The following is a 13608-nucleotide window of genomic DNA, read 5'->3' on the forward strand; positions in this document are numbered from 1 at the left end:
ACTAATTTATTGATTTTCAAGCAATTGATCCTCAGGCACATTCCCAAACTCCTTCGCTGGTGTCCCTGCTACTATCTTCTTAGATTCTACATCCTTAGTCACTACACTCCCTGCTGCTACAAATCCATCCTCTTCAATCACTTTCCCTGGTAAAATCGTTGCTCCTGCACCAATACGACCACCTTCTTTGACAGTTACTCCTTTGAAGTGATCATATCTCTCTTCACTTCTACCTGCAAAGTTATCATTAGATGTAGTTACACCTGGAGCTATAAAGCAATGATCTTCTACTTCAGAGTAAGCAGTAATATAAACATTAGTCTCTAACTTACAATAAGAACCAATACTACAGTGATTCTCTACTGCTACTGCCCGACCGATAATCGTCTTATCTCCAATCTCTACATTCTCTCTAATCGATGCTTGATCAGCTACTAAACACTTCTCTCCAATCTTGCAACCAGCATAGATTACAGTGTTAGCTCCGATCAAACAGCCATCACTTATTTCACACGGTGGTTGTAATTTATCATCACTGACTGCTGAGGTAACAGCCTTCATCGGTTGTTTTCCGATTACTGTATTATCATCAATTCTGATATTACTTCCTATCTTACTTCCCTGATGAATCACTACATTATTACCGATGATTACATTATCCCCAATCTCTACACCATCTTGAATTACTGTAAAATCACCAACAGTTACATTTTCACCTAATTTAGCCTTTTGACTGATCTTATTCATCTATCTCCACTCCAGTCGTTGTTGAGTAATCACCTAAAGGCAATTCAATTGGTTGTCCAGTTCGGGCAGATTTATAGATAGCCAAAATCAACTCCATTGCCTTCTTACCTTCTCTACCATCGACCAAAGGCTTTCTATCTTCTCGAACAGCTTCAATCATATCTCCAAATAACAGATTATGACCATAACCATAAACTGTATCAGTTTCATAATTAGCTTCCTTCATCTTTTCTGCTTCTTCTTCATCCCCATCAGCAAACTTCCAATCCATAATTTCATTCATCGCAATCCCAGCCAATCTAACCGTTCCCTGTTGACCAAAGATATTAAAGGTTTCTTCTAAGTTACGTGGATAGACACAGACCGTTCCTTCAATTAAACCAATAGCTCCACTCTTAAATCTAACTACTGCCATTCCTGCATCTTCTGTCTCTATATCCCGTAAAAAAGTATCCGTTTCTGCTGTTACTCGCTCTACATCGCCCATCATCCAACATAACAAATCTATATTATGAATACATTGATTCATTAAGATTCCACCATCTAATGCTAAAGTACCATGCCACTCATCCATATTATAATATTCATCATTCCGATTCCAACGTATACTAGCTACAGCATGGACTAATCGTCCAAAACGATCTTCCTCCAAAGCTTCTCTCAACCTCTGCACAGTAGGATTAAAACGATTTTGGTGGCAGACTGCTAACTTCAACCCTTGCTGATCTGCTGTCTCAATCATTCTATCTGCATCCTCAGTAGATAAAGCAATAGCTTTTTCTACAATCACATGTTTACCAGCATTTAAGGCATCAATCGTAATCTCTGCATGGAAACCTGTTTCAGTAGCTATAGTCACTATATCTATCTCATCATCTTCTAATAACTCTTTATAATCTTGATATTTTTTGATTTCTTGCTTTGAATCAATCTTTCCTGTTAACTCATCACTCTCTTCTATATAATCAACAAAATAATTTATTGCTTTATCCATCTTTTCAGAAACTATATCACTGACAGCTACTAACTTTGCTTGATCATAATTATTGATAACTCCTTCAACATGCTTAGGGGATATCCTACCACAACCAATAATTGCAAATCCTAATTTATCATTCATTAGATAAACTCCTCTCTTATAATCTATATAGATTTTCTGCTTTAATTCCTGCTGTTCCATTACGAGTATCAAAGACAATCTGAGCCTTATCTACTATCTCTTGATAATCATAGTCACTATGAGCTGTAGCAATTAAGACAGCATCGACATCTTCTAACAACTCAGAAGTTACTTCCTGTGAATTATAATTAACTCCTTGATGTTCAAATTCAGGAATATACGGGTCATTATAGATCAACTCTGCCCCTCCTTCTTCTAATTCATCAATCAATTTCAAAGATGGTGACATTCGTAAATCATCAATATTCTTTTTATAAGCCACTCCTAATAATAGAACTTTGGCCCCATTTAATGCTTTCTTAGATTTATTTAATAACTTCATCAATCTATCTACAACAAAATTAGGCATTGAGTTATTAATCTCCCCAGCTAACTCTATCAATCGAGTATGATAATCATGCTCTCTAGCCTTCCACGTTAGATAAAAAGGATCAATTGGGATACAGTGTCCTCCTAAGCCTGGCCCAGGATAAAAAGCCATAAATCCATACGGTTTAGTCTTAGCAGCCTCAATTACTTCCCATACATCTATTCCCATCTTATCACATAAGATTGCCATTTCATTAGCCAAAGCAATATTTATATTTCTAAAAGTATTCTCTAAGATCTTTTCCATCTCTGCTACTGCAGGGCTTGACACAGTATGAACATCAGAATCTAATACATTCTCATATAATGCAGCAGCCAATTCCGTACATTTAGGTGTCATCCCACCGACTACTTTAGGGGTATTTTTAGTCTTATAAACCTTATTACCCGGATCTACTCGCTCGGGAGAAAAAGCTAAAAAGAAATCCTCTCCACATTTTAATCCAGTCTCTTCTAAAATAGGCATAACAATCTCCTCAGTAGTTCCTGGATAGGTTGTACTCTCCAAAATCACTAACATACCTCTATGTAAATACTTTGCTATATCTTCAGTTGAAGTCTCAACATACTCCGTATTAGGTTGATGATATTGATCCAAAGGAGTTGGTACACAGATAGCTACTATATCAACTTCCTCTATCTTTTGATAATCAGTAGTAGCCACTATCATTTCATCTTCAACTATCCCTTCCAGATCTGCATCTACTACATCACCGATATAATTTTTACCTTCATTAACCATATCTACACGTTCCTGTTGGATATCAAACCCTACCACTTGATAACCTTCTTTAGCCTTTTCTACTGCTAAAGGCAATCCTACATATCCTAAACCAACAACTCCTATCACTGCTTCTTTATTATCAATCTTAGTCTGTAATACTTCACTTATTACCTGATATTCCTTAACAACTTTTTCTAGAGTGCTCATTTTTCTCCTCCTAAGCGTATAAAATTTATCTAAAAGACTTCGCTGGAACCCCTACTATTGTATCTCCATCTTCCACATCATCCTTAACAACAGCCCCAGCTCCAGTAACAGCACCTTGACCAATCTTAACTGGAGCAATCAAAGTAGAATCACTACCAACAAATACATCATCCTCAATCACAGTCTGATGCTTATTTTGACCATCATAATTAGCCGTAATAGTTCCTGCTCCAACATTCACATTCTGACCAATCTTCGCATCACCAATATAACTTAGATGAGGCACCTTACTTCCAGAACCAATCTGTGACTTCTTAACCTCAACAAAATCACTAACCTTAACATTTTCGGCAAGTTCACTACCTGGTCGTAGATAAGCATACGGGCCAACAAGACTATCATCCCCCACCTTACTCTCAACGATGGTCGATGACTTAACCTCTACCCCATCCCCAAGCTCAGAATCAACAATTCTAGACTGTGACCCAATAACTACTTCACTGCCCAGCTTTGTCTCTCCTTCCAGGAAAGTAAACGGACAGATAATACTATCTTGTCCAATCTCGACCTCAGCATCTATATAAGTATTAGCAGGGTCGATAATCGTAACCCCTCTATCCAGATGATGATTACAGATTCTCTTTCTTAAAGTCTTCTCTGCCTTAGCCAAATGCCTTCTACTATTAACCCCAATCGTTTCTTGATGATTAGCAGTCAACAAAGCACTGACTCGCTCTCCCTTTTCAACCAAGATACCGACCAAATCGGTCAAATAATACTCCCCTTGAGCATTATCAGCCTCAAGCTCAGTCAGATTTTCAACTAATAACTGACTATCAAAAGCACAAATCCCAGTATTGATCTCATCTATCTTAGCCTCTTGAGAGCTTGTATCCTTCTCTTCAACTATCCTTGCAATCTGACCATTATCATCTCTAACTATCCGACCATAACCTGTCGGATCAACGACTTTGGTTGTTAAGACTGTCATTGCAGAGTTGCTACTTTGACGTTTAGCAAGTAACTCTTCCAATGTCTCAACAGTCAAGAGTGGTGTATCTCCATATAAGACTAGTACAGTTCCAGAAAAGCTAGCCAATTTATCTTGAGCTTGCATCACTGCATGTCCAGTTCCCAACTGTTCTTCCTGCTTAACAAATTCAATCTCACCTTCTGTCTCTTCCTTTACCAATTCAGACTTATAACCAACTATTGCTATATTATTAACAGGCTCCAAATCAGAGGCTGTATCAACCACATGCTGTACCATACTCTTGCCTGCTACCTGATGTAGTACCTTAGGTAAGTTAGACTTCATCCGAGTTCCTTTTCCTGCTGCTAGAGTAATCGTTACTAATTGAGTCATTATCTATCCTCCACGTCCCCAAATTCCTTCGCAGGTGTACCTGCTACTATCTTTTTAGATTCTACATTCTTGGTTACTACACTTCCTGCCGCCACAAAACCATCTTCTTTTATTATCCTACCAGGTAAAATAGTTGCTCCTGTACCAACTATACCACCTTCTTTAATTGTCACACCTTTGAAATTATCATACCTTGGATCTTTTCTTCCTTCAAGTTTATCATAAGATGTATTGACCCCTGGAGCTATAAAACAAGAATCCTCAATCTCCGAATAAGCAGTAATGTAGACATTGGTCTCTAACTCACATCTAGAGCCTATCTTACAAGAGTCCTCTATCGCTGTTCCCCGCCCGATAGATGTTCTTTCTCCAACCTCTACATCCTCTCTAATTGAAGCTTGATCTGCTACCAGACACTGTCTAGCTACCTGACAGCCAGCATAGATTACTACGTTGGCCCCGATCAAACAGCCATCACCCACAGTACAAGTAGTTTTCTCATCTGCTCTAGACAAGAGATTCTCCATCGGCTCCTTACCGATTACTGTATTATCATCGATCCTAAGATTATTGCCAATCTTGGCTCCTTCATAGATCACTACATTAGAACCTATCATTATATTATTACCAACCTCAACATCAGCTCCCCTTGCAGGTTGCATCTTCATCGCTGGTTTCCCGATGACCGTATTATCATCAATCCTGACATTATTACCAATCTTAGTATCCTCATAAATCACTACATTATTACCGATAATCACATTATCCCCAGTCTCTACACCATCTTCAATTATAGTAAACTGACCAACAGTTACACCTTGGCCCAACTCAGCCTTCTCACTAATCTTATTCACCTAGCTTCACCCCACTTAATTATAGAATGACTGCCCAGTATCAATTCTAACAAATTAATTATACTTACTTTATCTTAATAAATAATATTCTACAACTTATACTCTTATTTTCAAGATAAACACCTTAATTCCTTCTTATTATGATCTAATAGCCACTAGAAAACTTTAGAAAACTTAAAAATAAACTCCAATAACTTCAATTAACCTTCACATCAGTCGATTGATCCCAGCCAGTCTTATCCCAGTCAGATAAAAACTCTGCCATAAAAGCCATAAAAAGACCCAACATCAACCCTAAAACTGCTGCAATAGCTAAATTCAACTTCTTATTTGGTGCTACTGGAATATCAGAAATAACTGCTTGATTAACCACTTCCAAACCATTAGTCTGAATCTCTTCTGCTAAAGTAACATCTTCTCGTCGTTGAATCAGATCATCATATCTACTCTTAACTAAGGAAAGTTCTTCTTCTAACTTCTCTAATCTTCGCTCTTGGACTACCAGCTCAGATTTAAACTCTACTAACTCACTATCAACCTTCTTCAAATCAGCAGTCAAATTCTCCTTTTCCACCCTTAATTGCTCTAGGCTAGCTTCTTCATTCCTTAGTCTTCTTCTAAATTCAATATATAGCGGATTAAGCTCTTCACTAGTAATCTGATTCCCCTCTAAGAGTTGATTCAACTGGCTTAAAGCCTCATCTTCAAAGATCGCCTTTCGTAACTCATGAATCTGCTCTTCTCCAGCTAAAATCTCAGTTAAACTATCTACCATTACTTCCTTTAACCTGATTTCATTCTCTACTTCAGTTAACCTTGCTTCAAGATCAACCAGACTTCTCTCTCTCGTTCTGATTCTATTTCTAATCAACTCAATTCTATTCTCTTTCTGAAACTGATCATATTCAGCATCTACTTTATCCAACCTAACTTGATAACTTTCGTATTGCTCAGTTATTTGTTCTTTATTACCTCTGACTCTATTTAACAATAATTCTAAACTCCGCTCTTCAAACAGATCAACCCAAGTAGCAAGTATCTCTTCACCTCGCTTAAGGTCAGTAGTCTGATAGGTCAAATTAACCAAACTAGAATCATCTTCAATCTGCCAAGATAAGCTATTGACTAACGACCCTGGCCTATACTCCCCATCAAGCTCTAACTCTTCTAAGACCTGACTGGCCAAATCTTGACTCATAAGCAACTGACGATATTCATTGCTGTTAAAAATACCTGCATTATAATCAGTCGTAAAATCAGGCTCAACTATCATCAAATCAGCCTCTGCTTCATAGACAGGATCTAATACTAAAAAACTAACTACTCCACTGATTAAGACAGCAAGCAGAGTCACTCCAATAATAATTCCTTTTCTCTCTATTAGAATCTTTAAATACTCCCGCAGATCAATCTCTATCATCTCATCTACATTCTCTACTTCTTTATTCATTTTTCCTCCTCCAAGACTATAATTTTCACTACCTTTTATTTTTTCGACAAAAAAATCAATATTTCTATACATTGTATTATTTTACGTCATTTGTATCTTTTGCAAAATAAAACCAATAGCCATCAATAATTATAACATAACTACCACTAATTTCAAGTTGAATCAAGAATAAATTTTATTAGGGAATAAAAAAACGACCAACACATAAGGTTCGCCGCTATAATTTACTTTCATCTTCAATTTTAAGATTTCATCTATTTAATTATCAGAAAATCCCTTCACCACTCTAAAAATAAACTCCTAGTCTCTCAATTAACCTTTCCAATCTCTCCTATCCCAATCAGACAAAAACTCTGCCATAAAAGCCATAAAAAGACCCAACATCAACCCTAAAACTGCTGCAATAGCTAAATTCAACTTCTTATTTGGAGCTACTGGACTTTCAGGTGTAATTGGTGCATTGATTACCAACAGACCTTCTAAATCATCAACCCTTTCCTTCAGTTTATATTTCTCATCTACCAAAGAATATCTCAACTTTTCCAAGTCATTAATCTTATTTCCAAATTCATTACTCAAAATCACCTTATCTGCTGTAGATAATCTATCAGTTGATAATAACTCTTCTATGTTATCTTCTCTTTCAGATAACCTTCCTTCTAACATAGTTATTTCTGTTTCAACTTCTTCTAACTCACCTTCTAACCTAGCTTGATTTCGTTCAAAATACTGGCTACTATCAGCCTTAAATAAATCAATCAAATTACCTAAGATTAACTTTGCCTGCTTTGGATCCTTACTTTGAAAACTGAGCTCTAAAATCCTATCATTAACTTCATCTATCTCCAAGTTGTTTCGTAATTTCCTAAGCTGATTTTGATCTAGCCCTAAATCTAACTCATTATTTAATTGATTAAAATAACTTAAACTTCTTAGCATCTGCTTAGCAGTAGTAACCTCTGAGTATCTGCCTGCCCGATTGCTTAACCCCATCGTTGCCTCTGCTTCATAGACAGGATCCAATACAAAGAAACTAATTACCCCACTGATTAAGACAGCAAGCAGAGTCACTCCAATAATAGTACCTTTTCTTTCTATTAGAATCTTTAAATACTCCCGCAGATCAATTTCTATCATCTCATCTACATTCTCTACTTCTCTATCCATTCTTCCCCCTCCAAAACCCTTAGTTTATATCTCTATTCATCTTTTCGACAAAGAAAGCCTCAACCCTGCCTAAAAACACTATTTTCGACATTTCCTGATATGGTAAATAAATCTATAAACCCTAAAAAAACGACCAACAGAAGATTGGCCGCTACAATGATTATTTTATTATTTTTACCTTTAAAATCTTAAGTTTTCCCTCTTAACCTTTTGTCATTTAATTATTGAATATTATTTATTCATTGCTTTTTCAAAAACTCCATAACCTCTTTATTATAAGCCAAGAAGTCAGCTAGATTATTCTCAATAATACTCCGTAAAATATCCAAATTAAGCTCCTGATACTCATGGATAGCTATATTTCTAAAGCCAACCATCCTCTGTAATCTATCAGCAACTTCTTCAGAAATTATCCCTTCCTCTTCTAATAATTCAAAGGCCTCTCTACTTTTCTTCGGAACTCCCAACCCTAACTTCGATACCAGATACATCCCTAGATCTATCGCCTGCTGACAAGCCCGTTGTAGATTCAAAACAATTGCATCTTGGTACAGATAATCATCCAAACTTCCCTGCTCATAAACCTCTTCTATTCTGCTGATACATCTCTCAATCGACTCAATTTTGTTCAGAATTACTCTTTCCATAAACAGAACCCCTTTTATAAATTTCTTCGATTACAATCCTTCTATCTTCCTCTAAAGTCAGGTACTTAGCTAAAACCTTCATCTCATACTCCTCTTTAAAACCCTGCTTTACAGCATAGATACTTTCACCATTTACTATGATCTCTGTTGCAAAATTGACATCTACCTCTGTTAGATTAACCAGATCAACCTTCCTATCTACAAGCCCCTCCAAATCAGACATCATATCCATCCTTTGCTCAAAGGCAAGCTCTTCTACAAAAATCGCAATGTCTATATCACTCTCATCAGTGAAATTAGAAGTCAAGATAGATCCAAATAAATAGATCAACTTAACATCATAATTCTCCATCAAATACGATTTTATTTTATCTACCATCTCTTCTAAATCCTCTTCAAACATACTTAACACCCATTTTCTTTCTAGATAATAAATTAATCACCTCAAGGTGAACACACGGGTTCACCTCTAGTTAGCCAGCCTTTTTTGATCTTTGTTTCTAAGTTTTTGATTTTTAACTATTCACTATTAATTATTCATTGCTTTTATTATTCCCTGTTGGCCGCTTTTCATTATTCAATGCTTTTCCCATTAGTGGAGATTCGTGAGCATTCGTGGTTCCCTGCTTTTGATTTTAAGTATTTTACTCTTTAAGTCTTTGATCTTTAATTATTCAATATTAAATATTCAGTATTCAATGCTTTTCCACGAGGTTCATCTCTACAAACTCAGTAATTGTCTCTACTTCAATCTCCTCTAAATCATCACTAGAGCTTTTAATCACCAGATTATTCCCCCGATACGGGCCAACTCTACCAGGCTCCCCCGAGCCAAATAAAGAAATAACAGCACTCTCTTGTACCACAGCCAAATGGCTTAATATTCCATTAGGAGTAATCACAAGATCAATCTCTTTTAGCAATGCCCCTAGCTCCAATCTAGTCAAATTACCAACCAAATTAAGAGCTTGTCCTTTCATCTTATTTACAATCTGAGTCACTTGATATCTTTCTTCCTTCCCCCCTAACAACAAGACCCGATCATACCTCTCAGCTAACCAATCCCCTAATTGGACTGCTTGTAATGTCGTTAGTTGGCCCTCTTGATCAGCTAAATTAATCGCCACCAAACTCTCTTCTTCTCCGATCCGATATCGCTCCAATAATCGCTTAACATAATCTTCTTCCTTATCAGTAATCGCCACTTTAAATTCTGTCTGATACTTAGCTGGTTCAATCCCTAACTTAGTCAACAACTGTAAATATTGCTCCACCAAGAATAGATTAGGCTCAACAGTCAACTTTTTATTATAACAAAGGCCAGTTAGACCACTAGCTAGACCAACTCTCTTTCCCCCTGCCACAACAGCTGCTAATCCAGTAGCTAAACTTCCCGTAAAGTCAATCACCAAATCAAATTTCCTCGCCTTTAACTCTTTAAGTAACCCTTTAAAGGAATTGACAATCGTAGTCTTACCTTGCTTATGTACTTCCAAAATCTCTTCTTGATCTTTAATCAGCACTTCATCTAGATCAGAGTTAGTCCCAATGATCTCTTGAGCTTCACTATCAGCTACAAAGACAAAATGACTATCACCAGCAACCTGTCTTAAGATTCTAAGTACAGGGGTTGTCAATAAGACCTCACTAGCTGAGCCAAGATTGATCAATAAGATTTTTCTCTGCTGTTCAAAATTAAGGGACATCACTATCACTCTCCATTATAATTTACTAGAACTAAGTTAAAATTTCGAGAAAAAGAGAGATTATCCTCCATAAACAACTTTAAGTTTAACTTGCTTAGAATTCTACTCCCAAAGTTATTGTATTCTTACCCATATTAGGGCCGGGGTTGCCCATCGGTTCATAACCATTAGACATATGGCGTAGTGAGATATAATAATTCTCATAGCCCAACCGAATAGCTTCTGTATACATATTATGAGAAGTAAAATATCTATCATCAGTATGTGATACTGCGCCAATGCCTATCGATAAAGCCCAAAAGTATGGAGAATCACCGAAGTTATCTTGATAACCCAGTTCACCAAAGATATACGAGGTTCGGTGATCGTGTACCCCATCTAATGAACCCCAAAAGATATGTAAATAGGTATTATCTTTGTGGCGCTTATACCCTATCTGAGAAACTTCAAGTGGATTAAAACCAGCCCGGTGCATATCACTAATACTAGTCGCTGTAACTGTCCCCATTTCAAATGTAAAGTATTCTTCTGCATAAACTTCACCTTGTACTAATAATAAAGTTAAAATTAATACAAGTAATAAAATCTTTAAATTCCCTAAATGCTTTCTCATCATTAATCACTCCTAAATCTATATTTATATATAGTTTCACTTTTAAAATTAAAATCTTCAACCAATAAACTTCAAAATCAGTTTCGAGAGGGCTAAAAACCAGCCCTTCCTCGACTAAATTTTTTTACTGCAAAAAAACTTAGGAAAAAAACCTAAAAACAAAGGAAAATTAAACTCGCAACCCAAGCTAACTACCTATTTCAAATTAAATTCATTATTTATTTTAAATACAATTGCTGTTAAGAAATTTAATTACAGAATCTATGCTCAGCTCAAACAAAATTTTCCTAAAACCTAACTAATTATAAATCATGAGGGATGTTTCGCAGTGACATCTTTCAGAACGAGAAATTTCCCTCATGGTTCTAAGCAAAAGTTACACATAATTGTAACAACATTTAAAACCTAATCACATGTTCTATATATCCCCTGTTGCCATCCATTGCCAAACCATCCCTGCTTATATAACTCAACTTAAACTTAAAGTCAATATCCTCTGTTACCTGATAAAGCAAACCTCCTTCAGCAAAGAAAAAACTTTCTTCTGCTGTATCAAAAGAGTTGACAACATGAGAATTCAATTTTAAATTATCATACAGAGGATATATAAACTCCCCGACAACTAAAGCATTAGAATCGAATTGATCACTTCTTTCTCGCAGCTCATACTTCCCTTTTAGGGTTGTCCATTGATTGAATTGATACAAGACTCCTATCCCAACAGCATGATCCTGCTCTCCTTCAAATTGACCAACTGTAAAACTGCTTGTAGTAGGTATCGCTCTAATTGGATAATTAATTTTTAAACTCAACTCATCCCGCCCTGGAGTAAGTCCATCATCATAAACTAATTGAAAATCTTGACCTATACTCTTAATTTGAGCATTTACATCAGCTTTCCCAACTTCTAAGTCAAGGTCAGCTCTAACCAGCAGATCACTTCGCTCTCCTGACAGCTCTTCGATTCGACTATTATAAAGCTCGTTGGTACTATTATGTACAACCTCAAACTCTCCACTCAAAGACGGGCTAAACTCTTGCTGCAAAGCAAGTACCATATTAACCAATTCATTGCTATTAATAAAATAATACTTACCTTCTATGTATGTATCAGCTAGCTCTTTGCCCAACGTCAAACCGATAAAATCTCGATCATAATGGGGGTCTCTTTGATATATTTCTTTTTCATCTTCATTTTCATTTTCTTCATCCACAACGTTATATAAGCGGTCAGGATTATATCCGCCCCCAAAGAATCTAAAATCTAAGCCAAAGAGCTTCCTTTCTAAATCCATCCCTTCTAAACCTTTACCACTCAAAAAATAATCATCAGCTACCAAACTCTCTATATGGCCAAGCTGTACATCATAATTTTCAGCACTTAGATTTAAAGAGGCACGATCAAGATGTAGCTGCCGTGGTGGGTCAGGGTGGTCTTGACCTCCACCCTTCCTCTTAGTTTCAACAAAATTATTCTGAGTAACCACTGTAAATAAAAAATCTGTCTCTGCTGCTAATTGACCACTCATCTGAACTTCATACTCCTGTTTAAACTCTTCATTCATTGGAAGATTCCAAACATCTTCTAAAGTAATTCTAGTTTCACCGTAATAATTATACAGATTCAAATCTAAAATTTCTTCGTTGGCCCAGATATTAGCTATCGCCTCTTCATCATCTCCATAGTAGGCCTTATCAAAGATGGTTCTAATCTCTCCTTCAATTGTCATTCCTGCTGAAGCTGGAAGAGTAAAAGTAAAAAGTAAAATCAAGACTAATATATATTCTTTAAACATCAAACCTCTCCTTTTTTATTATTACCATTTATACTCGACAAACTTGGCACTAGCATAGCCAAGACCTGCTCCTGCTGCTACGTCAGAAGCCCAATGTGCATCTGTGTATAACCGACTAACCCCCACCAATGTTGCCATACCATAAGCATACCATTTATAATCTGGATAATGATTGGCTATCGTAGTTGCTAAAGCAAAAGCTGTCGTCGTATGCCCTGAAGGAAACGCACGATAACTAGCACTTGATGTAGAAAACCAAGGTTTATATTCAATTGGCTCAGGTGGTCTACTCTTTCCAATCGCATACTTTAAAACTGTCACAGAAACCCCTCCGACAAATAAAGACTTATATGAGTCGTACCTGGCTTCATCATCTGGCAAAGCTCCAGCCATAGCCAAAGCAGCAGTACCTTCACCTAGGTTAGTAATTACACTCATTGATTCACCAATAAATCCTTGATTTGTACTTTGTACCTTATCTCTAATAGACTCATCAAAGCTATTAGCCTGAACTATTGGTGAACTACTGACCATCATCATAAAAATAAATCCTACTACTAACATCAATTCAGAACTTCTTAATCTTTTCATTTTATTAATCCTTTCCATTTATATTAAAATATACAAATAATTCATCTATTATCATACCATAGATATTATTATGTCAAATTAGATAATATATCAAATATAACCATCATTATTATATCATCTTTTAATCCAATGTTAAACAAATTCCAGTAAACTATCACATAAAAAAACCTTCTGTTTCTAAAACAGAAGGT

The 13608-nt window shown here is 36.3% G+C and carries 13 protein-coding genes; all 13 read right to left on the reverse strand.

Annotation, left to right across the window (positions count from 1 at the left end; translation table 11 throughout):
* Nucleotides 1–6: 6 nt before the first annotated feature.
* The 13 genes from ACKF5P_RS10295 to ACKF5P_RS10355 all read right to left on the reverse strand — a co-directional run bounded on the left by ACKF5P_RS10295 (nt 7) and on the right by ACKF5P_RS10355 (nt 13417).
* On the reverse strand, nt 7–747 hold the full coding sequence (locus ACKF5P_RS10295; protein WP_408955110.1) for a DapH/DapD/GlmU-related protein: 741 nt from the start codon (nt 745–747) through the stop codon (nt 7–9).
* Entirely contained in the window at nt 740–1867 is a 1128-nt protein-coding gene (locus ACKF5P_RS10300) for a Gfo/Idh/MocA family protein (RefSeq protein WP_408955111.1), read from the reverse strand. Before ACKF5P_RS10300 ends, ACKF5P_RS10295 begins: the two co-directional genes overlap by 8 nt.
* 16 nt (nt 1868–1883) lie before the next feature.
* Nucleotides 1884–3227: a nucleotide sugar dehydrogenase gene (locus ACKF5P_RS10305; protein WP_408955112.1), complete on the reverse strand. Its 1344-nt coding sequence runs from the start codon at nt 3225–3227 to the stop codon at nt 1884–1886.
* A gap of 25 nt (nt 3228–3252) precedes the next feature.
* Nucleotides 3253–4593, reverse strand: a complete 1341-nt coding sequence (glmU, locus tag ACKF5P_RS10310) for a bifunctional UDP-N-acetylglucosamine diphosphorylase/glucosamine-1-phosphate N-acetyltransferase GlmU (protein ID WP_408955113.1) — start codon at nt 4591–4593, stop codon at nt 3253–3255.
* Nucleotides 4593–5447, reverse strand: coding sequence for a DapH/DapD/GlmU-related protein (locus ACKF5P_RS10315; protein WP_408955114.1), 855 nt, complete (start codon nt 5445–5447; stop codon nt 4593–4595). Before ACKF5P_RS10315 ends, glmU begins: the two co-directional genes overlap by 1 nt.
* A gap of 196 nt (nt 5448–5643) precedes the next feature.
* Nucleotides 5644–6897 carry a GumC family protein gene (locus tag ACKF5P_RS10320; protein WP_408955115.1) on the reverse strand — a complete coding sequence of 418 codons (1254 nt, stop codon included), beginning with the start codon at nt 6895–6897 and terminating at the stop codon, nt 5644–5646.
* Nucleotides 6898–7209: 312 nt separating this feature from the next.
* The gene (locus tag ACKF5P_RS10325; protein ID WP_408955116.1) at nt 7210–8064 is read right to left on the reverse strand and encodes a YveK family protein; all 855 of its coding nucleotides are present in this window, start codon (nt 8062–8064) and stop codon (nt 7210–7212) included.
* Between the two features lie 239 nt (nt 8065–8303).
* Nucleotides 8304–8711, reverse strand: coding sequence for a type VII toxin-antitoxin system HepT family RNase toxin (hepT, locus tag ACKF5P_RS10330; RefSeq protein ID WP_408955117.1), 408 nt, complete (start codon nt 8709–8711; stop codon nt 8304–8306).
* The gene (gene mntA / locus ACKF5P_RS10335; protein WP_408955118.1) at nt 8683–9114 is read right to left on the reverse strand and encodes a type VII toxin-antitoxin system MntA family adenylyltransferase antitoxin; all 432 of its coding nucleotides are present in this window, start codon (nt 9112–9114) and stop codon (nt 8683–8685) included. The genes hepT and mntA overlap by 29 nt, the downstream gene beginning before the upstream one ends.
* 292 nt (nt 9115–9406) lie before the next feature.
* Nucleotides 9407–10417, reverse strand: a complete 1011-nt coding sequence (locus tag ACKF5P_RS10340; RefSeq protein WP_408955119.1) for a glycosyltransferase family 9 protein — start codon at nt 10415–10417, stop codon at nt 9407–9409.
* 94 nt (nt 10418–10511) lie between these two features.
* Nucleotides 10512–11030: a hypothetical protein gene (locus tag ACKF5P_RS10345; RefSeq protein ID WP_408955120.1), complete on the reverse strand. Its 519-nt coding sequence runs from the start codon at nt 11028–11030 to the stop codon at nt 10512–10514.
* A 398-nt stretch (nt 11031–11428) separates the two neighbouring features.
* Nucleotides 11429–12826, reverse strand: coding sequence for a hypothetical protein (locus tag ACKF5P_RS10350; protein WP_408955121.1), 1398 nt, complete (start codon nt 12824–12826; stop codon nt 11429–11431).
* Nucleotides 12827–12847: 21 nt separating this feature from the next.
* Complete coding sequence (locus ACKF5P_RS10355) at nt 12848–13417, reverse strand: phosphatase PAP2 family protein (RefSeq protein ID WP_408955122.1); 570 nt, start codon at nt 13415–13417, stop codon at nt 12848–12850.
* Nucleotides 13418–13608 lie beyond the last annotated feature (191 nt).

The sequence above is a fragment of the Natroniella sp. ANB-PHB2 genome, from assembly GCF_046097105.1.
Lineage (GTDB): Bacteria > Bacillota > Halanaerobiia > Halobacteroidales > Halobacteroidaceae > Natroniella.